We start from the raw sequence: 21,979 nt of genomic DNA, 5'->3' as shown, positions 1-21,979 counted from the left end.
GGCCCGCGGGACTGCCTCGGCTCGGGCAAATGAACTCGACGTCCGCCGCCCGAGCAGATGAACTGAGCGCATGACGTCATCTCAGGAAGAGCTGCTCCCCGCAACGCGCCGCGCCCTGCTGCACCGGATCGCCGTCGCCCAGGCCGAAGGGCGAGCGCCGTCGCTGGTCGCGGCCGTGGTGCGGGGCGGACAGGCCGTGTGGCACGGGGCGCGGACCTCGGTGGACGGGCACGGGCCGGACGAGAACGTGCAGTACAGGATCGGGTCCATCACCAAGACCTTCACCGCCGTCCTGGTGATGCGGCTGCGCGAAGAGGGTTTGCTCGACCTCGGTGACCCACTGGAGAAGCATCTGCCCGGCACCGGCGCCGGCGAGGCGACGATCGCCGAACTGCTCGCGCACACCGCGGGGTTGGCGGCCGAGTCGCCCGGGCCCTGGTGGGAGCGGACCCCGGGCACCCTGCGCCCGGAGCTCAGCGATGTGCTCGGCGAGCAGCCCCTTCTGCACCCCGTCGGCCGACGGCACCACTACTCCAACCCCGGCTACACGGTGCTCGGCGCGCTGGTGGAGGAGCTGCGAGGCGCTCCCTGGGAGGAGGTGCTGCGCAGTGAGATCCTCGAGCCGCTCGGACTGCAGCGTACGAGCACCCAGCCGCAGGCTCCGCATGCCGGGGGGTGGGCCGTGCATCCGTGGGCGGATGCGATGCTGCCGGAGCCGCTGGAGGACCTGGGCAGGATGGCACCGGCCGGCCAACTGTGGTCGACCACGGGGGACCTGGCGCGGTTCGCCGCGTTTCTGGCCGTGGGTGACGACCGGGTGCTGAACGCGGAGTCGGTGCGGGAGATGCGCACGCCTGCGGCACCCGCCGAGGCGGCGGACGTGCTGGACGGGGCCACCTACGGACTCGGTCTGCAGATCCAGCGCCGTGACGGCCGGCTCCTGGTCGGCCACTCCGGTTCGCTGCCGGGCTTCCTGGCGAACCTCACCGTCAGCGTCGAGGACGACGTGGCCGCGGTGGTGCTGGCCAACTGCACCAGTGGACCGCAGCTGGGGGCGGTGGGCGCCGACCTGGTGCGGATCGTCGCCGAGGCGGAGCCGCGGATCCCGGAGCCCTGGAGGCCTCTGCGCGAGGTCGACCCGGCGGTCCTGGAGCTGGCGGGACAGTGGTACTGGGGGACCAATGCCTTCGGTCTTCGGGTGACCGCCGACGGCCTTCTCGCGCTCAGTCCACTGACCGGCGGCGGCCGGCGCTCCCGCTTCCGTTCCAACGGTGACGGGAGCTGGACGGGGCTGGAGGGATACTTCGCCGGAGAGCCGCTGCGGCCGGTACGGCGCACGGACGGGGCCGTGAGCCATCTCGACCTTGGCTCATTCGTGTTCACGCGGCTGCCGTACGACCCCGAGGCACCAGTCCCCGGCGGTGTCGACCCTGAGGGATGGCGGGGGATCGGCTAGGTCACCACGGCACAGGGGGGTGTGTTTCACGTGAAACGCACCCCCCTGTGGTGTTCCTGGTCCCGCGGTGCTGTCAGAGCCGCAGCTTGAAGCCTTCGTGTGTGGCGCTGAAGCCGAGCCGTTCGTAGAAGCGGTGGGCGTCGGTGCGTGTCTTGTCGGACGTCAGCTGAACCATCCGGCACTCCAGCCGACGGGCGGTGTCGATGGCCCACTCGATCAGCAGGCTGCCCAGCCCGCTGCCCCGCTCATCCGCGTGGATGCGGACGGCCTCGATGAGCGCGCGGGTCGCTCCCTTGTGGGAGAGCCCCGGAATGATCGTGAGCTGGAGGGTCCCGATCACGCGGCCTTCGCGGACGGCGACGACGAGGTGCTGGTTCGGGTCGGCCTCCAGGCGTCCCAGCGCGGCCCGGTACGGGGTCATGTCGCCGGGGGACTCGCGCTGGGCGCCGAGCGGATCGTCGGCGAGCATCGCGACGATCTCCGCAAGGTCGTTCGCGGTCGCAGGCCGTATTTCAAGATCTCCCATGCGCGCACCCTATGCCGGTACGTTGAGCGACTCCACGACCCGTACCAGCGGGGCCAGTTCGGGGTTCCTGGAGGCCTCGTCCAGAGCCTCGCGCAGGGCGGCGTCATTGGTGGGGCGCGCCTCCTCCAGTAGTCGCAGGCCCGCCTCGGTGACATTGGTGTAGATGCCGCGCCGGTCGGTGGGGCACAGGTAGCGCTCCAGCAGGCCGCGGTCCTCCAGCCGGGTCACCAGGCGTGTGGTGGCGCTCTGGCTGAGGACGACCGCGTCGGCGACCTGCTTCATCTGCAGATGCCCCCCTTCGCCGTCGTGCTGGCGGCTGAGCACATCGAGCAGCGAGTACTCGCGCACGCTCAGGTCGTGCTTCGCCTGCAGGGCGCGCTCGATGTGCGCCTCGATCCTGCCGTGCAGGGCAGAGAGGGCGCACCAGCCCTGCGCGAGAGCGGTGAGTGCGGGGTCCGTCGCTGTCATTGGCGTTCTCCTCCGTCCCGGAGCGGCTGCATCAAGAGTAGAGCAAGCCCGCAATAGTGCGCGGTTGCACTTAGCCCGCGTCTGCAACTATTGTGAACGCACGCAAAGCGCCCCTGCAATCGTCTGGAAGGTGTACCCCTCCATGCCTCTCGCGCTCCTGGCCCTCGCGATCGGGGCCTTCGGAATCGGAACGACCGAGTTCGTGATCATGGGCTTGCTGCCCGAGGTCGCGGGCGACTTCGGGGTCTCCATCCCCACGGCGGGCCTGCTCGTGACGGGCTATGCGCTCGGCGTGGTCATCGGCGCCCCGCTGATGACCGTGCTCGGCACCAAGGTCTCGCGCAAGCGCATGCTGATGCTCCTGATGGGCCTCTTCATCGCCGGAAACCTGCTCTCCGCGGTTGCCCCCGCCTTCTCGATCATGCTGATCGGGCGCGTGGTCGCCTCGCTCGCGCACGGCGCCTTCTTCGGCATCGGCTCCGTCGTGGCGGCCGAGCTGGTGGCGCCCCACAAGAAGGCCGGGGCCATCGCCATGATGTTCACCGGCCTGACCGTCGCCAATGTCATCGGCGTCCCGTTGGGCACGCTCATCGGACAGCACGTCGGCTGGCGCGTCACCTTCGGCATCGTCGCCGCCCTCGGGGTCGTCGGCCTTGCCGGCATCGCCAAGCTGGTACCCGAGCTGCCGAGGCCCGAGGGTGTGCATCTGCGGCACGAGCTGGCCGCTTTCAAGAACGCCCAGGTCCTGCTCGCCATGGCGATGACCGTCCTCGGCTTCGGCGGCGTCTTCGCGGCCATCACCTACATCGCGCCGATGATGACCCGCATCGCGGGTTTCGCCGACGGCTCGGTGACCTGGCTGCTGGTCCTGTTCGGCCTCGGCATGGTCGGCGGCAACCTCATCGGCGGCAAGTTCGCCGACCGCGCCCTGATGCCGATGTTGTACGTCTCCCTGGGCGCCCTGGCCCTCGTCCTGGCGCTCTTCACACTCACCGCGCACAACAAGATCGCGGCGGCCGTGACCATCGCCCTGATCGGCGCCCTGGGCTTCGCGACCGTACCGCCGCTGCAGAAGCGCGTGCTCGACCAGGCACACGGCGCCCCGACGCTGGCGTCGGCCGTGAACATCGGCGCCTTCAACCTGGGCAATGCGCTGTCCGCCTGGCTCGGCGGCATCGTGATCGCGGCCGGCTTCGGCTATACGGCCCCCAACTGGGTCGGTGCCGCCCTCGCCGCGTCAGCCCTGGTCCTCGCCGTTCTGTCGGCGGCGTTGGAGCGCCGCGACGGCGCCCGCAGCACCGTGGTGACCGCCGGAACGCCCGTCGGCCGGCAGACACCGGTCCATCACTGAGTCCCTCGCACCACAGGGGACCTCACCCCGCATCCCCAAGGCCTCCGTGCCGGGGTTCTCATTCCCGGCACGGCAAGCACCCCCTCTCAGCAACACCCGAGGAGAGAAGCTCCATGAGCACCACCGCCGTCGCCCCGCTGTCCATCGAGGATGCCGAACTGCTCGTCGCCACGGCCCGCCGCACGGCTCATGACGCCGGGGTCACCGTCAGCGTCACCGTCCTGGACGCCGGCGGCCACCTGCTCGCCTTCCGCCGGGACGACCGGGCCGTGCTGATCTCCGGCGAGACCAGCACCCGCAAGGCATACACGGCACTCCAGCTCAACACCCCCACCGCCGACCTGGTCGACGCCGTACAGCCGGGCGGCCTCTTCCACACGCTGCCCACCGCCCTCGACCGGCCCCTGCTGTTCATCGCGGGCGGAGTGCCCGTCCACCGGGACGGACGCCTGATCGGCGCGATCGGTGTGGGCGGGGGCGCGCCGGAGCAGGACCACGGTTTCGCCACTGCGGCCGTGCGGGCACTCGTCTGAACCACGCCCCGCGGACAACGCCGGTCCCGCCGCACGACGCGGCGGGACCGCGTTCGTCGCGACGGCTCAGCCCGCGGCGACGGTCAGCGGTGCGAACCGGCGGGTCCAGTCCCCCGGGAGTTCCGTGATGCCGTACGTCATCACGGTATTGAAGGCCACGGAGGCCAGCCCCCGTGCCTTGGCCCATGTCAGCAGTCCCTCATGGCGCACATCGATGTCGGTGCGCAGTGGACGGTCCGTATGGGCCGCCAGCGAGCTGATCAGAGCCTTGGCCGTTTCCGTGTCCCGGGCCACCAGGGGACCGACGACATGGGTGTCCATGTTGGGCCACGCGGCCGCGTAGCCGATGATCCGGCTGTCGTCCGCGGCCACCCGCAACTGGTCGGCGAAGGCTGGCAGGCGGGTGATCAGGGGAGTGCGGTCGGCGCCGAACACCTCCTCGTCGAGACGCAGGATCGCGGTCAGGTCCTCCGCGGTGGCGGCACGGGTGAACACGCCCGGTTCCGGCCCGTCGGCAGTGAAAGGGCCACTGAGCATCTCCGCCCGGCCCGTCACCTTGAAGCCCAGCTCCTCGTACAGGGGACGGCCGTTGGGTGTGGCGTGCAGGGTGAGCGGAGTGGTCCCCATGGCCGACACGACATGACGCATCAAGCGGCGCCCGACACCTTGGCGGGCATGGCGTTGAGCCACCAGGACCATGCCGATGGCCCCAAGATCCGGACGTCCCCATGGCCCGTACTCGGTGACGACGCATGCGGCGACGAGACCACCCTGAGGGTCGTCGATGCCGAAGCCCTTTCCGGCGGTGAGGAGGAATCCCCACTTGTGTTCCTCGCGTGGCCACCCCCGGTCCTCGGACAAGTCGGAGCACGCGGTGAGGTCACGAAGCGTCAGACGGCGGATGGGCAGAGCGGCGAGGGAAGGAGTCGACACGCAGGTCAGGCTGTCCGATCGGGACCCTTGACGTCCACCCGTTTCCATGCGGACACTCGTGCTTTTGGCCATGTCGTGGCCCTATGTACAGCCTAGGGACAGCCGGGAGTGTTTCACGTGAAACATCGGCAGGCGATTAGTCTCGGGGGCCATGGCGAGACTTCACCTCTTCGATCTCGACGGCACATTGCTGCACGGTGGTACGGCTCCGGTGGAGATTTCCCGCCAGTTGGGGCTGGAAGCGGAGACCGTGGCGTTGGACCGGGCGATCGCGGACGGACGGATCGGTCCGCCCGAGTACGCGGCGCAGGTGTACGACCTGTGGTCCGACCTGACCGAGGCGCATGTCAGCGCCGCATTCGAGGCGGCTCCCTGGCTGGCTCGTATCCGGGAGGTGTGGGCAGCGATCAGGGACGCCGGCGAATACTGCGCGGTGGTGTCGCTCTCACCATCCTTCTTCGTGGAACGCCTTCTTGGCTGGGGCGCTCACGCGGCGCATGGGTCCCGCTTCCCGGCCGTTCCGTTCACCGAGCCCGTGGATCCGTCCGGCGTGCTCAGTGCCGCCGCCAAGGTGACCGTCGCAGACCGGCTCTGCGAGGAATTCGGAGTGGCACGGGCGGACTGTGTGGCGTACGGCGACTCACTGTCGGACATGGACCTGTTTGCTGTCGTACCGGTTTCCGTGGCGGTCAATGCCGACGCCCACCTGGCAGGACTCGCGACGCACACCTACACGGGGCGGGATCTGTGGGATGCCTATGGATTGGTTCGTCCTGACCGATAGTTGTCAGGCTTCAAGGTTCGTACCCTTGCTCGATTCATGAGGAATGAATGGGGGAGTTGTGTGCACGGCGACGGGCGGTAGGGTCGACTCCGGTTCACGTCCGGGATGGATTCCACATGTCCCGTGCGGGCCGAGAGCAGGGCCGGCAGCCTGACGGGACGGACGGCAGGTCGCCCAGCGGGGGGAAGCATGCACCTTCTTCGGGAGAAGGTGCGCAGACCGACCGCAAGACGTTCGAGGCGAGGGCACACCATGGATGCTCCGACCACCATGTCGGGGGAGAACGGCATGTCGGGCGGGGGCGGCTGGTTCACGGCGCACACGGCACCGTCGGCTCCGGCGCCGGACGGCCTGGAGCGCGTGCCGGCTCAGCGGCCGGCGTCGGCCGCCCAGGAGCGGTCCGCGGACGCCATGCTCATACGTCGCACGATGGCCGAGATAGGCCCGATCGCCGACACGGTCACCTCTTACTTCTACGCGCTGCTCTTCGTCCGCCACCCCGAGCTGCGGGCGCTGTTCCCGGCCGCGATGGACATCCAGCGGGAGCGCCTGCTGAAGGCACTGCTCACCGCGGCCGAGCACGTGGACAACACCGCGGTGCTCGTCGACTACCTGCAGAACCTGGGCCGTGGACATCGCAAGTACGGCACACGCGCCGAGCATTACCCGGCCGTCGGGGAATGCCTGATCGGCGCGCTGAGCAAGTACGCCGCCACCGTCTGGAGCCCGGAGGCCGAGGCGGCCTGGGTCCGGGCGTACACGACGATGTCCCAGGTCATGATCGATGCCGCGGCGACGGACGAACTGCGGGCTCCGGCCTGGTGGCACGCCGAGATCGTCACCCACGACCTCAGAACCCCCGACGTCGCGATCCTCACCGTCCGGCCCGACCAGCCCTATCCCTTCCTCGCAGGCCAGTACACGAGCGTGGAGACACCGTGGTGGCCACGGGTGTGGCGGCACTACTCGTTCGCTTCCGCGCCGCGTTCGGACGGTCTGCTGACGTTCCATGTGAAAGCCGTACCGGTCGGCTGGGTCTCGCGTGCGCTGGTGCACCGTGCCCGGCCTGGAGACGTCATACGCCTCGGGCCACCGACCGGCTCCATGACCGTCGACCATACGACCGACAGCGGACTGCTCTGTCTGGGCGGCGGCACCGGCATAGCGCCCATCAGGGCCCTGGTCGAGGACGTCGCCCAGCGTGGAGAGCGTCGGCCCGTCGAGGTGTTCTACGGTGCCCGTACCGACCACGACCTCTACGACATCGACACCATGCTCCGGCTCCAGCGGAGCCACCCCTGGCTGTCGGTCCGGGCGGTCATCGACCAGCGGACCCACATCCAGTTCCCCGATGCCCTGCGCGACTACGGCCCCTGGAACGAGTACGACGCCTATCTCTCGGGCCCGCCCGGAATGATCCGCAGTGGCATCGACACGCTCCGGGACGTCGGTGTCCCGTCGAGCCGCATACGGCATGACTCGGTGGAGGAACTGCTCGTCGCCGGGAACTGAGCGCGCTAACCGAGGTCGGGAGCGTGCATGGCGCGCACCCCCTCGATGTTGCCGTCCAGATAGTGGCGCAGCGACAACGGGACCAGGTGGACGGAGGCGATGCCGACGCGGGTGAAGGGGACGCGGACGATCTCGTACTCACCGGCCGGCTCGTCCACTTCGGGGCCGTGCCGGAGGGCGGGGTCCATGGACTCCAGCCGGCAGACGAAAAAGTGCTGCACCTTCACGCCGGTCGCGCCGCCGTCCTCACCGATGTGCTCGACGGTGTCCACGAAGCACGGCACCACATCGGTGATCTTGGCACCGAGTTCCTCGGACACCTCCCGGTGCAGGGCGTCCACGACGGTCGGGTCCCCGGGCTCGACCCCGCCACCGGGAGTGACCCAGTAGGGATCGACACCAGGCTTGGTGCGCTTGATCAGGATCAGGTCGTCACCATCGAGAAGAACGGCACGGGCGGTGCGCTTGACCACGGGTCGGACGGTCATGGGAGAGATGTGGCCCGGCTGGTTCCACGTGAAACATCGCAAAGAGTCACCGTGTGATCGCCGCGCGTGGGCAGTGTGCTGGAGGGGCTCAGCACCAGGCTGTGGCCGCGCGCTGAAGCCACTCATGGGCCCGCGCGACATGGGGCATGGCGAGAGTGCCGGTGCGAACCACCAGGAAGTAGGTGCGCAGCGGTGGCACGGCCGGATCATGCAGCGCCGCGATGGTGCCGTCGGCGAGGGCAGCGGCACACAGGTAGCGGGGCAGCACCGCGAGTCCGGCACCTGCGATCGTGCAGGCGAGCACCGCGCGTAGATCCGGAACGATGACCGTGCCCGAGGTGGCTGGACGTGAATCGAAGACGGAGGCCCAGTAGCGCGAGACGAAGGGCAGCGACTCGTGGACCTCGACGACGGGCAGATCCTCCAGCGCGGGCGCCCCCTTCAGGCGCAGTGCCTCCGCACCGATCCGCTCCACCCAGCGAGGAGCGGCGACCAGCACATGTTCCTCGTCGCAGAGCGGAGTCGCGGTCAGCAGCGCGCCGCGCGGCCGGGCCGTGCTGATGGCCAGATCATGATGCCCGGAAGCCAGCCCCTCCAGCGTCTCCTCCGCCGTCCCGAAGGATGCGCGGAGCGCGAATCCCTGGCCGTCGTCGCCGGTCAGCTCCGTCAGGGCGGGCAGGGCGCGTTCGGCGGTGAACTCGGGCGGGCCGGCGAGGTGCAGGGTTCTGAGCGAGGATTCGTCGTCCAGGCCGCTCTCGGCTATCTCCACCAGGGCGTCGAGGTGGGGAGCGGCCTTGTGCGCGAGTTCGTCGCCGATGGTCGTCGGGGTCACCCCGCGCGCCTGGCGGAGGAAGAGAGGCTTGCCCAGCTGTCGTTCCAGCGTGCGGATCTGCGAGGTGACGGCAGGCTGGGAGAGGCCGAGCAGAGCGGCGGCGCGGGTGAAGGAACCGGCCCGGTGCACCGTGACGAAAGTGCGCAGCAAAGCCAGGTCCATGGCGTCCGCTCCCCTATCCCTGCCTTCCTCCGGCCCCCAGGCAGGCCCCAACTATAAATAAGTCGATAGGTCTCTGTCGCTAGCGTGATTGGACACTGACAGGGAGTCAACTAGCCTTGTTCGCGCGGTTCTTCGCGCAGGAACCGAAGACGGTCCGAGCCACGAGGGGGGAGGCTCGGACCGTCGTGCGCCGTCGGCCGGACGACGACGGGCTCACCCGGCGGACTCGTCCAGGGCCCGCAGCACATCGGCGATCAGGTCCTTGGGGTCCTCGGCGCCGACGGACATGCGGATGAAGCCCTCCGGTACCGCGTCCCCGCCCCAGCGGCGGCGCCGCTCGGCCGTGGAACGCACCCCGCCGAAGCTCGTGGCGTCCTCCACCAGACGCAGGGCCTCGAGGAAACGCTCGGCACGCGCGCGTGTGGGCAGCGTGAACGAGACCACGCAGCCGTAGCGGCGCATCTGTTGCGAGGCGGTCTTGTGCGAGGGGTCGTCGGGCAGTCCGGGATAGCGCAGGCCGGACACCTCGGGCCGCTGTTTCAGCGCCTCGGCGACCGCGAGGGCGGTGGCGTTCTGCCGGTCGACGCGCAACTGGAGCGTGGCGATGGACCGGTGCGCGAGCCAGGCCTCCATGGGCCCGGAGATCGCCCCGACGATCTTGCGCCAGCGCCGTACGGCGGCCATCGCCTCGGCGTCGCGGCCGGCCACATAGCCCAGCAGCACGTCCCCGTGGCCGGTGAGCTGCTTGGTGCCGCTGGCCACGGAGAAGTCGGCGCCCAGCTCCAGCGGGCGCTGCCCGAGCGGAGTGGCGAGGGTGTTGTCCACGGCCACCAGGGCGCCCTGTGCGTGGGCCGCCACCACCAGCCGCCGGATGTCGCACACGTCGAGCCCCGGGTTCGACGGAGACTCGATCCACAGCAGCCGGGCGCCGTCGAGAACCTCCAGCTGGGCGTCGCCGCCGGTGGGGGCAGTGCGCACCTCGACGCCGTACGCCTCCAGCTGGGCGCGGACCAGCGGCAACACCTGATAGCCGTCGGAGGGCAGCACGACCGCGTCACCGGCGCGCAGCTGGGAGAACAGCACGGAGGAGATCGCCGCCATGCCGGAGGCGAAGACCAGCGTCTCGACGTCCTCCCGCCCGGGCGCCTCCAGCTCGCCGATGGCATGCTCCAGCAGCGTCCAGGTCGGGTTCTCGTCACGGCCGTAGAGGTACGGGCCCGTCGCCTCGCCGGGCAGATGGAAGTGCGCCGCGAACACCGGTCCGGGCAGGGTCGGCTCGTGCTTGACCGGTTCGGGCAGTCCGGCGCGTACCGCGCGCGTGCCGTCGCCGGTACGCCCCTGGTCCTTGGGGATGTCGCTCATGCGGCCCGTCCTTCCAACTGCTCGCGTACGGCGGCGAGCAGACCGACGCTCGCCGCCTCCACCATCTCAAGGCACTCCTCGAAGCCGTGCCGGTGCCCGTAGTACGGATCCGGCACGTCGAGCTCGTCACCGGCGGCGGGATCGTAGGAGCGCAGCAGGCGGACCTTGCGCGCGTCCTCCGAGGTGGGCGCGAGGCGGCGCAGGGCCTTGAGATGACCGGCGTCGAGGGCGATCACCAGGTCGAGGCGGGAGAACCACGACGGCTGGAACTGGCGTGCGACGTGATCGCTGTCGTAGGCGTGCTCCTGGAGGACCGCGACGGTCCGCGGGTCGGCGGGCTCGCCCTCGTGCCAGCCGCCGGTGCCGGCGCTGTCGACCTCCACCTGGTCATCGAGCCCGGCCTCCGCCACACGCGCGCGGAAGACGGACTCGGCCATCGGGGAGCGGCAGATGTTGCCGGTGCAGACGAAGCAGACGCGGTAGGTCATGGTGGGCTCAGTCCTCGTCGGGCAGGACGACGTGCAGCGCCCAGGAGACGACGGAGATGATCAGACCGCCGATGACGGCCGTCCAGAAGCCCTGCACATGGAAGCTCAGGTCGAGCTTGCCGCAGACCCAGGAGGTCAGCAGCAGCATCAGCGCGTTCACGACCAGGGTGATCAGGCCCAGGGTCAGGATGAACAGCGGGAAGGTGAGCACCTTCACGATCGGCTTGACCAGCCAGTTCACCAGGCCGAAGATCAGCGCGACGACGATAAGCGTGCCGGCCTTCTTGGCCGTGCTGTCACCCGTCAGAGTGATCTTGTCCAACAGCCACACGGCGACCGCCAGGGCGCCCGCGTTGGCGATCGTCTTGACTACGAAATTCTTCATGTGTCTGATCGTGGCAGACCGGATCGGTACCGAAACAGTGAGGCGAGGGCGACAGCGGCGATGAAGGCATTCCGGCTGGACGATCTGGAGGCGGAGCGCGCCGCCAACGAGGGGGCCTACCTTCAGTTCCTGCGGGAGCGGAACATGTCCGTCGGCCTGTACGCCCTCAACGCGGGCGAGCACGACCCGCAGAAGCCGCACAACCAGGACGAGGTGTACTTCGTCGTCAGCGGCCGCGCGTCCATCACGGTGGGACTGGAGACGACCGAGGTGGCACGGGGCAGTGTGGTCTACGTGCCGGCCGGGGTCGCCCACAAGTTCCACCACATCAGCGAGGACCTGAGGGTTCTCGTCGTCTTCTCTCCACCCGAGGCGTGAGCCCGGACCCTGAGGTTCCCTAGGGGACGGGTCAGGGGAGGACAAGGGGCGCGAGGCCCCCGCGGGACCTCTCGCGGCCCTAGCATCGAGGGCAGAACATCAACGCCGTACGTGAAAAGGCGTACGAGCACTCTGACGTACGAGAACGCAAAGGACGAGGACGATGCGAGAGATCTTCGCGGGACTTCCGTGGTGGGTGAAGTGGGTCGCGGTGCCGGTCATCGCCCTGGTCGTGTTCGGCGGCCTGATAGCGACCGTGGTCGGGATCGTGATCGGCCTGCTGTTCAAGGCGCTGGTCTTCGTCGCTCTGGTCGGCGGACTCATCTACGTCGTGCGCAAGTTCATGTCGAACTCCTCGTCACGCAGCGACTGGTGACGACCCCGGGAACGGGTGACCGACAACAGCATCACCGGTTCCCGGCAAAGCTCATCACCGGTTTCCCTCGCGCGAGGGAAGTTTCCCCGTGAGACCGACTGCGTGCGGCGGCGGACGATTAGAGTCCGGAAATCCCGCGGGGTCCGGCTCCGCGGGCGGCGCAGATCCCCCTCCGTGCTCTACCCCCGCACGGGCTGCCCCCTCGCGCTCCGGGAGTGACCCTTGGCCACGGTTGACACCGCACCAGCAGAGCCGCACGCACCCCCCAGTCCACCGCGTTCCTGCGCACCCCCCGCCCAGCGGCCGCCCTCCGTCGCGGTTCCTGAACAACCGCAGCCCACCGGCGCCTCCGGACCAGCGCACCCGATCGACAGCCCCGGGGCACCCCACCCCACGGACGCCCCCGGGCCGCCGCATCTCGTCGACGCTCCCGGCCCGCCGCACTCCGTCGACGCCGGCCCGCCGGCCGCCGCGACGCTCATCGGATCCGTCCAGCGCGCCATGCGCCTGCTGGAGACCGTCGCCGCGCATGTGTACGGCGCCCCCGCCAAACGGCTCGCCCGCGAGACCGGTCTCGCCCTCCCGACGACGTACCACCTGCTGCGCACCCTGGTGCACGAGGGCTATCTGCGGCGCGAGAAGGGGCTGTTCTTCCTCGGTGAAGCGGCCGAGCGGCTGGGCAGCAGCGGAGCACAGCAGAAACGTCGCAGCGCGGTGGAGGACACGCTGGCGCACTGGCGCGATTCCATCGGTGTGCCGGTGTACTACGCGATGTACCGGGACGGCGAGATCGACGTCATGTGCGTCTCCGACTCCCCCGAGGCGCCGGCGGTCGAGGAGTGGGCCGACTTCCGCGAGACCGGCCACGCGCACGCCATCGGGCAGTGTCTGCTCTCCCAGCTGGACGAGGACGCCCGCCGCGACCATCTCGCGCGCTACCCCGTGCAGTCCATCACCCCGTACACGGTGCGTGACAACGACGCCCTGTTGCGGCGGCTGGCCCGGATGCCGCGCATGGAGCCGGTGGTGGAGCGCCAGGAGTACGCGCTCGGGACGGTGTGCGCGGCGGTCCCGATCACGGTCGGCACCACCGTGGCCACGATGGCCATGTCGCTGCCCGCCCACCAGGCCGACCGGCTGCTGCCCGCGGCACGACGGCTGCAGACGGAGATCGGACGGCATCTGGGAACACTCACCTTCTCTATCAGTATCTGAAAACTTACTCCTTGTGATCTCCCGTGTACGTTCAGCAAGATTTGACCAGGCTAGAGAGATCAATCCCGGCCAGTCGATGTCCATACGACGGGGTAGACGATGCGCGAGTCCGTACAGGCAGAAGTCATGATGAGCTTTCTCGTGTCGGAGGAGCTCTCCTTCCGCATCCCGGTGGAGTTGCGCTACGAGACCAGTGATCCCTATGCCGTCCGGCTCACCTTCCATCTGCCCGGTGACGCCCCGGTGACCTGGGCGTTCGGGCGTGAGCTGCTGATCGACGGTGTCGGCCGGCCGTGCGGGGAAGGGGATGTGCACATCGCTCCCGCCGACTGTGAGGTGCTGGGCGAGGTTCTGATCAGGCTTCAGGTCGGCGGTGACCAGGCCCTGTTCCGCTCCTCCGCGCCGCCGCTCGTGGCCTTCCTGGACCGCACGGACAAACTCGTGCCGCTCGGCCAGGAGGGCGCGCTGGCCGACTTCGACGCCCATCTGGAAGAGGCCCTGGACCGCATCCTGGCCGAAGAGCAGAGCGCCGGCTGAAGCGTTACGGCACGGGGCGCCGTGCGCTCCACCACGCTGCGTGGGATCGTGCAGGAACGCTTCTGCGCGGAGAGTCGAGACGTGGTCCGACTTACCGTGTTCCGGTTGGGCTCACCGCGCCTCGGTCGGGCTCACCGCGCCTCGGCGCCCCCAGGCGGGCTCGCTGCATCCGCGGGTCGGTTTCAGGCGGGCTCGCTTGATTGAGTCGGCTTCAGGTGGGCCTACTGCCGTTCGCGTCGCCGGGCAGGCTCTTACCGCTTTCTGCGGCGCCCCCGGCCGCCGCGTGCGGGGACCGGGGGCGCCCCGGCCGGTTCCGGGGTGCCCTGGCCGGAGCGGTCGGCCGAGACCACCAGGGCAGCGAGCGCGGTGGTGACCGGGACCGAGGCGACCAGACCGATCGAGCCCACCAGCGTGCGCACGATCTCCTCGGCCACCAGTTCGCTGTTGGCCACGGTCCCGACGCTGCTCTGCGCGATCGAGAACAGCAGCAGCAACGGCAGCGCGGCACCGGCGTAGGCGAGGACAAGAGTGTTGACCACGGAGGCGATGTGGTCGCGGCCGATCCGGATGCCCGCCCGGTACAGCCCGCGCCAGCCCATCGTCGGGTTGGCTTCGTGGAGTTCCCAGACGGCTGATGTCTGCGTCACGGTGACGTCGTCCAGGACACCGAGCGAGCCGATGATGACGCCGGCGAGCAGCAGACCGCTCATGTCGATCTTCGGGTACAGGCCGTGGATCAGGCCGGTGCTGTCGTCCGTGTTGCCGGTGAGGGCGGCCCAGCCGATGAACTGTGAGCCGAGGAAGCCGATCAGCAGCAGCGAGACCAGGGTGCCGAGCACCGCCACCGAGGTGCGGGCCGACAGACCGTGGCACATGTACAGGGCGAGCAGCATGATGGCGCTAGATCCGACCACCGCCACGAGCAGTGGATTCGAACCCTGGAGGATCGCGGGCAGGATGAACAGGGTCAGCACCAGGAAGCTGACGGCCAGTGCGACGAGCGCCATCAGGCCGCGCAGTCTGCCGACCCCCACGACGGCGAGCGCGAAGATCCCCGCGAGCAGCGTCATGGGGAACGTCCGGTTCACGTCGGTCACCGAGTACTGAAGGTCCTTCGGCGCCGAGGGCTCGTAGGCGGCCACCACCTTCTCTCCCTGGTGCAGTTGCCGGCTCTGGTCCGGCTGCACGATCTCGGTGAACGTACGGCCCATGTCCTTCCCGGTGTCGACCCGGACGGTCGCCTTCTTGCAGCTTCCCTTCGCCGACTGATCCGCCGAGGTCCCCGTGGTGGTGGCGTCACCGGTCGTGGTGCCACCGGAGGCGTTCACCGACGCGCAGCTCACCTCGACGACCCTGGTGACCGTGGCCTGCTGGGTCTCCCGGTCGAAGCCGACGCCACTGCGTTTGTGGGGCGGGGCTCCTCCGGGCCAGAGCACCACCAGACCGACGACGACCGCCACGGTGAACGGGACCAGGATCGCGGCGATGACCTTGCGCAGGTGCTTGGAGACGGGGGCGGCGGGCCCGTGGCTGTGGCTGTGACCGTGCCCGTGGCCACGGTCTTGCCCATGACGGTGCCTGTGGAGGGGATCCTGTGCCTGCCCGTGGCCGTGACCGCGGTGGTCGTCCCGGCTGCCGTTCCACTCGGGGGCGTGGTCGGCGCCTTGCCCCGTGCTGGGTCGGCGGTGCGGCTCCGTCGGCCGATACGGGTACTGCTCCATCCTGGTCACCGGCAGATCATTGCAACATCGGCAGGGGCCCACTGTTCACCGCGCCACATATGACGCTAGCGTGGAGGCACCTTTGCACACGCGGGAGCTCGGAGCACCGGGCTGAGAGGGCGCTGACCTCCGTACACGCGATGTTTCACGTGGAACAGCCGATGTTCCGCGGAAAACGTCGGCAGACGGAAGCCGCTGCGTCGACCGCCGAACCTGTTACCGGGTAATGCCGGCGTAGGGAGTAGGTCTCATGACCAACAAGGACGCACGCACGCCTGCCTCCGTTCAGGACGAGAAGTCCCAGGAGGCCGGGAAGTCCATCGGCTGGCACAAGGCGTACGTCGAGGGCTCGCGCCCCGACCTGCGCGTGCCGGTCCGCCAGGTGCACCTCACCAACGGGCAGTCGGTCACGCTGTACGACACGTCGGGCCCGTACACCGATCCACTCGTCGACACCGATGTCCGCAGGGGCCTGCCGCCGTTGCGGGAGAACTGGATCATCACCCGCGGTGACACCGAGGAGTACGCGGGTCGTCCCGTCCGTCCCGAGGACGACGGGATCAAGCACACCTCGCCGCGCGGCGGCCTGCGTAACCTGGACGCGGTCTTCCCCGGTCGGCCGCGCCAGCCGCGCCGGGGCCGGTCCGGCGAGGCGGTGACGCAGCTCGCGTACGCCCGCCGGGGCGAGATCACCCCGGAGATGGAGTACGTGGCCATCCGGGAGAACGTGTCTCCCGAGGTGGTCCGCGAGGAGATCGCGGCGGGCCGGGCGGTGCTGCCGGCCAACGTCAACCACCCGGAGATCGAGCCGATGATCATCGGCAAGCGGTTCCTGGTGAAGGTCAACGCCAACATCGGCAACTCCGCGGTGACGTCCTCCATCGAGGAGGAGGTCGAGAAGATGACCTGGGCGACCCGCTGGGGCGCCGACACGGTCATGGACCTGTCCACCGGCCGCAACATCCACACGACCCGTGAGTGGGTGCTGCGCAACTCCCCCGTCCCCATCGGCACGGTGCCGCTCTACCAGGCTCTGGAGAAGGTCGACGGCAAGGCCGAGGAACTGACCTGGGAGATCTACAAGGACACGGTCATCGAGCAGGCCGAGCAGGGCGTGGACTACATGACCGTCCACGCGGGAGTGCGGCTGCCGTACGTGCCGCTCACCGCCAACCGCAAGACGGGAATCGTCTCGCGCGGCGGCTCGATCATGGCCGCGTGGTGCCTGGCACACCACAAGGAGTCGTTCCTGTACGAGAACTTCGAGGAGCTGTGCGAGATCCTCGCCGCCTACGACGTCACGTACTCGCTGGGCGACGGCCTCAGGCCGGGCTCGATCGCGGACGCCAACGACGAGGCACAGTTCGCCGAACTGCGCACGCTCGGGGAACTCAACCAGATCGCCAAGCGTTTCCATGTTCAGACGATGATCGAGGGCCCGGGACACGTCCCGATGCACAAGATCAAGGAGAACATCGACCTTCAGCAGGAGATCTGCGATGAAGCTCCGTTCTATACGCTCGGCCCACTGACCACGGACGTCGCACCGGCCTACGACCACATCACCTCCGGTATCGGCGCCGCGATGATCGCCTGGTGGGGCACGGCGATGCTCTGCTACGTCACACCCAAGGAGCACCTGGGTCTGCCCAACCGTGACGACGTCAAGACCGGCGTCATCACCTACAAGATCGCCGCGCACGCGGCCGACCTCGCCAAGGGGCACCCCGGCGCCCAGGAATGGGACGACGCGCTCTCCGACGCCCGCTTCGAGTTCCGGTGGGAGGACCAGTTCAACCTCGCCCTGGATCCGGACACGGCACGGGAGTTCCACGACGAGACCCTCCCGGCGGAGCCGGCCAAGACGGCCCACTTCTGCTCGATGTGCGGGCCGAAGTTCTGCTCCATGAAGATCTCCCAGGACATCCGCCGCCAACACGGCAGCAACCAGGAGGAGATCGAGGAGGGCATGGCCCAGAAGTCGAAGGAGTTCGCGGAGGCGGGGAACCGGGTGTACCTGCCGATCGCGGACTGACAGCCCGGCGCAAGCGGTCCGCGTTTCCGAGCTGCCGCAAGGCATCACGTGAAGCGCGGACTTTGCCGGCGTCGGCCAGGGCACCGGACGATCTCGCCGCTGGTGCGCTCGGCCTCGACGACACCGGTGTGCCCCGGCGGCTTCGGCCGGCGGGTGGATGCGCTGGACCCCTGCGTGCGCCAGGTCGAGGTTCGTGGGCCGTCTCGGTGGTGAGGCGAGCGGGGGGTTGATGCCGACGGCATGAAGATCTCGCAGGAGACCCGCCGCGAGTACGGCGGCAGCCGGGCCGAGGTCGCGGAGGACAGGGCCCGGAAGGTCCCAAGGAGCGCTCACAGGTGCCAGGCCTCGGCTGCCGCGGCCCCGCGTCGTTGTCAGTCGCGGGCGTTACGGTTCGTTGCAGCGCAGCAACTGGTGAGGTTCGTAGGGGGATTGTGATGGTGGGCGACGGACGCGCCGTACTGGTGTCGTACGCGAAGGGGTCGGGGTCTGTCCTCGTGCAGCGCCGTGGAAGCACTCTGGCGGCCACGCGGAGACACTCGCCGGGTGGCAGGAGGCTGGGACGACGCCGAGCGGGCACTGCGGATCGATGGTGTGCACAGGGCCACGGCGCTGAGCCGGATCAGCGACTGGGCGACGGGTATGGGCGACGCACCGGAGTTCGCCGCGGAGGAACTGCTGGACGGCCCGCTCGAGGTGTTTTGCCATGCCGCCGGTGCCGGTCTGGGCGTCGCGGTCTTCGGCCGCTGGTAGGGAAACGGCATGACGCCGACCGTGCCGTCCGGGTCGGTCGACAGCCGGCTGAGGTCGGCTGACCTGGACGGCGGCACACCGATGGGCCGCCCGGTCGGCCCACGTCGGCCGGGGCGCGAGCCGTGTCCGGGCTGCCGCGGGGCTACTCGGGCTGGTGCTCCGGGCCGCCGAAGTCCGGGCTCGTGTAGTCGGGGCTGGTGAAGCTCGGCCGGCCGGACTGGGTGCCGTCGTCGGGACTGCTGAAACCGGGCCGGTCGTACCCCAGGCGGGGCATGCGACCGCGCGGGGAGGATGGGGCCGTGCGGTGCAGGGAGGCCGGTCCGGGCTCCGCGAGGGCCTCCGTGAGGAACGGCAGGATGCCGCGCTCCAGCAGGGCGTCCCGCCAGGCCTCTCTGGCGCTGTCCAGTTCCCGGTGCGCCGCGTTCAGCGCCTGGGCCTGTGGCGAACTGCCGTTGCGCAGGGCGGTGAGGAGCAGTCCGACGGCGGCGACGAGGATCGTGGCCGCGGTCACCGCGCCGAACACCCACCCGGCGGTGAGCATGGTCTGGGCGAAGGCCTGGCCGGGGCTCAGTGTCTTCAGGATGTAGCCGACGAGCAGGAAGATCGCCGCGGCGGTTCCGGAGAGGACGGGAGCCAGTACGGCGATGACCGCGACGGCGCCCGCGCCGGTGCTCTCGGCCGCCTCGCCGAAGGTGGTGACGAGCCCGTCGGTGGCCGAACTCCGGTCCTCGGGAGCGGAGTCACCGGAGGCCGAAGGGGTCATCGCGGGCTGACGCAGATCCTGGCGGACCTTCACATAGTGCTGGTATTCGGCCGCGGCGGCGGCCGTTATCAGTGCGGTGGCGTTGAGCGCCATGGTGCGCAGTTGTTCGGGATTGAGCCGCTGTCCGACAGCGGCCAGTTCCGGCCGCTGTGGTGCGGAGCGCAGCGCCTCATCGAGGAGCCGCTCGAATTCCTGGCGGTCCTCGCTCTGCAGGTGCTGCGGAACGCTGTTCATGTGCATCCCCCGATGCTCCGTAGGGCTTGGGGCTCGCACGCCGGCGAGCCGTCGGGCAGAAACGGAGGGGAGCCTGCTACGGATAAGCCGATGGTAGAGCCGTGACGGCACACGGTGACAGGGGGTTGCCGGAAATTGCCCTCAGGCCTGCGTGCACGCGTCAGGGGGCGCCTGCCCGCGGAACCGTCAGGTAGTCAGGGGGAGTTGGCGGACCAGCAGCTTTCCGGCCATGGTCACTCCGCCGTCCATCGCGATGGCGAGCCCGTCGGCGTAGACGTGGGGTCCCTCCACGGCCGGGCCGGTGCCCTCTTCGCCGTCCTCGGAGCCGACCTCGCCGAGGAGGTAGGGAATCGGGCTGTGCCCGTGAACGATGCGGGTGCCGCCGTACGTATCGAGGAGGGAGCGTACGGCGTCGGCGCCGCCCTCGTCGCGGAAGGAGAAGCGCTTGGTGAACTTGCGGAACAGGTCCCAGCACTCGTCCGCGTCGTTGCGGGTCAGGGTCTCGCGGACGGTGTCGTTGACCGCCTCGATCGAATCGCCGTAGTCGAGGTAGGCGGTGGTGTCCGAGTGCACGAGCAGATAGCCGTCGACCTCCTCGACGGCGTCGAGGCGGGCCATCCACTGCAGATGGTGGTCCTGGAGGCGGTCCATGTCGGTCTTCTGTCCGCCGTTGAGCAGCCAGGCCGCCTGGAAGGTGGCGGTGCCCGCGCCGGAGTTGACGGGGGTGTCGCCGAACCGTTTGGCGCCGAGCAGCAGCAGCTCATGGTTGCCCATGAGGGCCTTGCAGTAGCCGCCGGCCGCCGCGGCCTCGGCGGACAGCCGCATCACGAGATCGATGACGCCGATGCCGTCGGGCCCGCGGTCGGTGAAGTCGCCGAGGAACCACAGCCGGGTGGTGCCGGCGCACCACTGGCCGGAGGCGTCGATCAGCCCCTGCTCCTGAAGTGCGGCCACCAGTTCGTCGAGGTACCCGTGGACGTCTCCGACGACGAACAGCGGTCCGGGCCCGGTCGCGGGCTGTGCGCCCGGGGCCGCGGGTGCCGTCTCGACGGGGACCTGGAGCGTCTTCGTCGGGTTGACGACGGGAAGGTCGCGCTGGGTGGGCGTGTAGTCGTCGGGGTACGACTCGTCGGCGGGCGGCGCGGTGTCGCCCGGGTGGGTGGTGCGGCCGTACGGACCGGTCTCGTGGACGTACGCAGGTACCCGGAAGTCGCGCAGCGTCGCCGTCCGCTCCACTTCGGGTCCCTGACCGGCCCCCTGAGTCATCAGACCCCTCCACCATCGCGCCGCATCTGCACCGCTTCGGACTGCCTGGTCGCAGCGGTCCGCGGTGTCGTGGGCCCATCATAGGAATGCGCGTCGCGCCGTGTGATGACCCAGGGGTGGTGAATCGGAACAGGACTCCAGTTCACCGCGGCTTTCGCACCGTTTGGGCCGGTGTTCGGCCGGATCCGCCCCGACCGAACACCCGGCCCGCCGGTCGTCGGCCCGCCGAGCCCCCTCCCTCGGCCGGAGCGCGCACGGGGTGAGCGCCCCGCTTTCCGGCCCTATCGCTCGTCCGGCGTCCGCGGCGGGCTGACCGTCGTCCGCGGCGGGCGGCGCTGCGACGAGGTGCGCACGATCAGCTCGGTCGGTATCACCTGCTCGACCGGCTGGTCCGACTCGACGCCCTCGATGGCGTCGATGAGGAGCTGGACGACCGCGGTGCCGATGCGGCGGGGCTTGAGGGAGAGTGTGGTGATGGGCGGCTCGGTGCTGGCGTACACCATGGACTCGCTGCAGCACACGAGCAGCAGGTCGTCGGGGACGCGGAGCCCGTAGCGCCGGGCGGCGGCGAGCAGGTCGGTGCCGTTGGGGTCGAACAGGCCGTAGACCGCGTCGGGCCGGTCGGGGCGGGCGAGCAGCCGGTCGGCGGCGACGGCGCCCGCGCACGGGTCGTGCGCCGGGTAGGCCTCGTAGACCGGGTCCTGGCCGACCCGCTCGCACCAGCGCAGGTAGGCGGTGGTGGACAGATGGGTGTACGTGTCCGTCGTCGTGCCCGTGAGCAGGCCGATGCGGCGGGCGCCGGCGGCGGCGAGGTGGTCGAGGATGCCGAGGACCGCGGCCTCGTGGTCATTGTCCACCCAGGCGGTGACCGGCAGCGAGCCCGCCGGGCGGCCGTCGGACACGACCGGCAGTCCCTGCCGGACGAGTTCCGTCACCACCGGGTCCTGGTCGGACGGGTCGATGACAACGGTGCCGTCGAGCGCGACGTTGGACCACACGTCGTGGCGGGAGGTCGCGGGCAGGATCACGAGGGCGTAGCCGCGGGCGAGCGCTGCCGAGGTGGCGGCCCGTGCCATCTCGGCGAAGTACGCGAACTCCGTGAAGGTGAAAGGTTCATCCCCGTACGTCGTCACGGTCAGGCCGATCAGACCCGACTTGCCGGTACGGAGGGTGCGGGCGGCGGCGGAGGGACGGTATCCCAGCCGGTCGGCGACCTCGCGGACATGGCGCCGGGTGGCGTCCGGGAGCCGGCCCTTCCCGTTGAGGGCGTCGGAGACGGTCGTGATGGAGACTCCGGCGGCGGCGGCCACGTCTCTGATGCCCGCCCGGCCCGGCCGACTGCCTCGACGTGAGGTTTCCGCGCGGCTCACCTGGTGCTTCCCTGCTGCTGTCATGGCGAGCCGATAGTAGGGCTCATGCGGTGG

At 69.7% G+C, this 21,979-nt stretch carries 23 protein-coding genes and 1 riboswitch; of the genes, 11 read left to right on the top strand and 12 right to left on the bottom strand.

Features of this window, described 5'->3' with window-relative positions:
• The first annotated feature begins 70 nt into the window (after window positions 1-70).
• The gene (locus SRB17_RS18960) at window positions 71-1,456 is read left to right on the top strand and encodes a serine hydrolase domain-containing protein (protein WP_153540252.1); all 1,386 of its coding nucleotides are present in this window, start codon (window positions 71-73) and stop codon (window positions 1,454-1,456) included.
• Between the two features lie 73 nt (window positions 1,457-1,529).
• On the opposite strand, the gene SRB17_RS18955 is transcribed toward SRB17_RS18960, so the two are convergent.
• Window positions 1,530-1,982, bottom strand: a complete 453-nt coding sequence (locus tag SRB17_RS18955; protein ID WP_153540250.1) for a GNAT family N-acetyltransferase — start codon at window positions 1,980-1,982, stop codon at window positions 1,530-1,532.
• A 9-nt stretch (window positions 1,983-1,991) separates the two neighbouring features.
• Complete coding sequence (locus SRB17_RS18950; RefSeq protein WP_153540248.1) at window positions 1,992-2,450, bottom strand: MarR family winged helix-turn-helix transcriptional regulator; 459 nt, start codon at window positions 2,448-2,450, stop codon at window positions 1,992-1,994.
• Window positions 2,451-2,592: 142 nt separating this feature from the next.
• On the opposite strand from SRB17_RS18950, the gene SRB17_RS18945 reads away from it, so the two are divergent.
• Window positions 2,593-3,801, top strand: a complete 1,209-nt coding sequence (locus SRB17_RS18945) for an MFS transporter (protein ID WP_153540246.1) — start codon at window positions 2,593-2,595, stop codon at window positions 3,799-3,801.
• Window positions 3,802-3,914: 113 nt separating this feature from the next.
• Window positions 3,915-4,334, top strand: a complete 420-nt coding sequence (locus SRB17_RS18940; RefSeq protein WP_153540244.1) for a GlcG/HbpS family heme-binding protein — start codon at window positions 3,915-3,917, stop codon at window positions 4,332-4,334.
• A 66-nt stretch (window positions 4,335-4,400) separates the two neighbouring features.
• Here SRB17_RS18940 and SRB17_RS18935 read toward each other — a convergent pair whose 3' ends face one another.
• Window positions 4,401-5,267 (bottom strand): GNAT family N-acetyltransferase, encoded by an 867-nt coding sequence (locus tag SRB17_RS18935; protein WP_323375893.1) that lies wholly within the window; start codon window positions 5,265-5,267, stop codon window positions 4,401-4,403.
• Window positions 5,268-5,418: 151 nt separating this feature from the next.
• On the opposite strand from SRB17_RS18935, the gene SRB17_RS18930 reads away from it, so the two are divergent.
• Entirely contained in the window at window positions 5,419-6,051 is a 633-nt protein-coding gene (locus SRB17_RS18930) for an HAD family hydrolase (protein ID WP_153540240.1), read from the top strand.
• Window positions 6,052-6,303: 252 nt separating this feature from the next.
• Window positions 6,304-7,563 (top strand): globin domain-containing protein, encoded by a 1,260-nt coding sequence (locus SRB17_RS18925; protein ID WP_194294055.1) that lies wholly within the window; start codon window positions 6,304-6,306, stop codon window positions 7,561-7,563.
• A gap of 5 nt (window positions 7,564-7,568) precedes the next feature.
• Here SRB17_RS18925 and SRB17_RS18920 read toward each other — a convergent pair whose 3' ends face one another.
• The 5 genes from SRB17_RS18920 to SRB17_RS18900 form a co-directional block, all read right to left on the bottom strand.
• Entirely contained in the window at window positions 7,569-8,051 is a 483-nt protein-coding gene (locus SRB17_RS18920) for an NUDIX domain-containing protein (RefSeq protein WP_076089889.1), read from the bottom strand.
• Between the two features lie 88 nt (window positions 8,052-8,139).
• On the bottom strand, window positions 8,140-9,045 hold the full coding sequence (locus SRB17_RS18915; protein WP_153540238.1) for a LysR family transcriptional regulator: 906 nt from the start codon (window positions 9,043-9,045) through the stop codon (window positions 8,140-8,142).
• A gap of 213 nt (window positions 9,046-9,258) precedes the next feature.
• The gene (locus SRB17_RS18910) at window positions 9,259-10,407 is read right to left on the bottom strand and encodes a cystathionine gamma-lyase (RefSeq protein ID WP_153540236.1); all 1,149 of its coding nucleotides are present in this window, start codon (window positions 10,405-10,407) and stop codon (window positions 9,259-9,261) included.
• Window positions 10,404-10,895 (bottom strand): low molecular weight protein-tyrosine-phosphatase, encoded by a 492-nt coding sequence (locus SRB17_RS18905; protein WP_153540234.1) that lies wholly within the window; start codon window positions 10,893-10,895, stop codon window positions 10,404-10,406. Before SRB17_RS18905 ends, SRB17_RS18910 begins: the two co-directional genes overlap by 4 nt.
• 7 nt (window positions 10,896-10,902) lie before the next feature.
• Complete coding sequence (locus tag SRB17_RS18900; protein ID WP_153540232.1) at window positions 10,903-11,280, bottom strand: phage holin family protein; 378 nt, start codon at window positions 11,278-11,280, stop codon at window positions 10,903-10,905.
• 60 nt (window positions 11,281-11,340) lie between these two features.
• On the opposite strand from SRB17_RS18900, the gene SRB17_RS18895 reads away from it, so the two are divergent.
• The 4 genes from SRB17_RS18895 to SRB17_RS18875 all read left to right on the top strand — a co-directional run bounded on the left by SRB17_RS18895 (window position 11,341) and on the right by SRB17_RS18875 (window position 13,786).
• Window positions 11,341-11,658, top strand: a complete 318-nt coding sequence (locus SRB17_RS18895) for a cupin domain-containing protein (protein WP_153540230.1) — start codon at window positions 11,341-11,343, stop codon at window positions 11,656-11,658.
• 163 nt (window positions 11,659-11,821) lie between these two features.
• Window positions 11,822-12,034, top strand: coding sequence for a DUF5326 family protein (locus tag SRB17_RS18890; RefSeq protein ID WP_153540228.1), 213 nt, complete (start codon window positions 11,822-11,824; stop codon window positions 12,032-12,034).
• 222 nt (window positions 12,035-12,256) lie between these two features.
• On the top strand, window positions 12,257-13,249 hold the full coding sequence (locus tag SRB17_RS18880) for an IclR family transcriptional regulator (RefSeq protein ID WP_228396135.1): 993 nt from the start codon (window positions 12,257-12,259) through the stop codon (window positions 13,247-13,249).
• Window positions 13,250-13,348: 99 nt separating this feature from the next.
• Window positions 13,349-13,786 (top strand): SsgA family sporulation/cell division regulator, encoded by a 438-nt coding sequence (locus tag SRB17_RS18875; protein ID WP_153540226.1) that lies wholly within the window; start codon window positions 13,349-13,351, stop codon window positions 13,784-13,786.
• 251 nt (window positions 13,787-14,037) lie between these two features.
• On the opposite strand, the gene SRB17_RS18870 is transcribed toward SRB17_RS18875, so the two are convergent.
• Window positions 14,038-15,507: a YibE/F family protein gene (locus tag SRB17_RS18870; RefSeq protein WP_153541134.1), complete on the bottom strand. Its 1,470-nt coding sequence runs from the start codon at window positions 15,505-15,507 to the stop codon at window positions 14,038-14,040.
• A gap of 80 nt (window positions 15,508-15,587) precedes the next feature.
• Window positions 15,588-15,765, top strand: a riboswitch (TPP riboswitch).
• Between SRB17_RS18870 and thiC the strand changes: the two genes are divergently transcribed.
• Both thiC and SRB17_RS18860 read left to right on the top strand, forming a co-directional pair.
• A complete protein-coding gene (gene thiC / locus SRB17_RS18865; RefSeq protein ID WP_153540224.1) occupies window positions 15,758-17,542 on the top strand; it encodes a phosphomethylpyrimidine synthase ThiC in 1,785 nt (594 codons plus the stop codon). It overlaps the preceding riboswitch by 8 nt.
• Before the next feature lie 543 nt (window positions 17,543-18,085).
• Window positions 18,086-18,292: a hypothetical protein gene (locus SRB17_RS18860; RefSeq protein WP_153540222.1), complete on the top strand. Its 207-nt coding sequence runs from the start codon at window positions 18,086-18,088 to the stop codon at window positions 18,290-18,292.
• Between the two features lie 142 nt (window positions 18,293-18,434).
• Here the strand turns inward: SRB17_RS18860 and SRB17_RS18855 are convergent, their stop codons facing one another.
• From SRB17_RS18855 to SRB17_RS18845, 3 genes are all read right to left on the bottom strand, one after another.
• Window positions 18,435-19,295 carry a hypothetical protein gene (locus SRB17_RS18855; RefSeq protein WP_153540220.1) on the bottom strand — a complete coding sequence of 287 codons (861 nt, stop codon included), beginning with the start codon at window positions 19,293-19,295 and terminating at the stop codon, window positions 18,435-18,437.
• Window positions 19,296-19,475: 180 nt separating this feature from the next.
• Window positions 19,476-20,555 carry a metallophosphoesterase gene (locus SRB17_RS18850; protein ID WP_153540218.1) on the bottom strand — a complete coding sequence of 360 codons (1,080 nt, stop codon included), beginning with the start codon at window positions 20,553-20,555 and terminating at the stop codon, window positions 19,476-19,478.
• A 281-nt stretch (window positions 20,556-20,836) separates the two neighbouring features.
• Window positions 20,837-21,949 (bottom strand): LacI family DNA-binding transcriptional regulator, encoded by a 1,113-nt coding sequence (locus SRB17_RS18845; RefSeq protein ID WP_153540216.1) that lies wholly within the window; start codon window positions 21,947-21,949, stop codon window positions 20,837-20,839.
• Window positions 21,950-21,979 lie beyond the last annotated feature (30 nt).

Origin of the sequence: Streptomyces sp. RB17, from assembly GCF_009604455.1 — a bacterium.
Classification (GTDB): Bacteria; Actinomycetota; Actinomycetes; order Streptomycetales; family Streptomycetaceae; genus Streptomyces.
The sequence above is the reverse complement of the archived record's forward strand: the minus strand, read 5'-3'. Positions and strand labels throughout refer to the sequence as shown.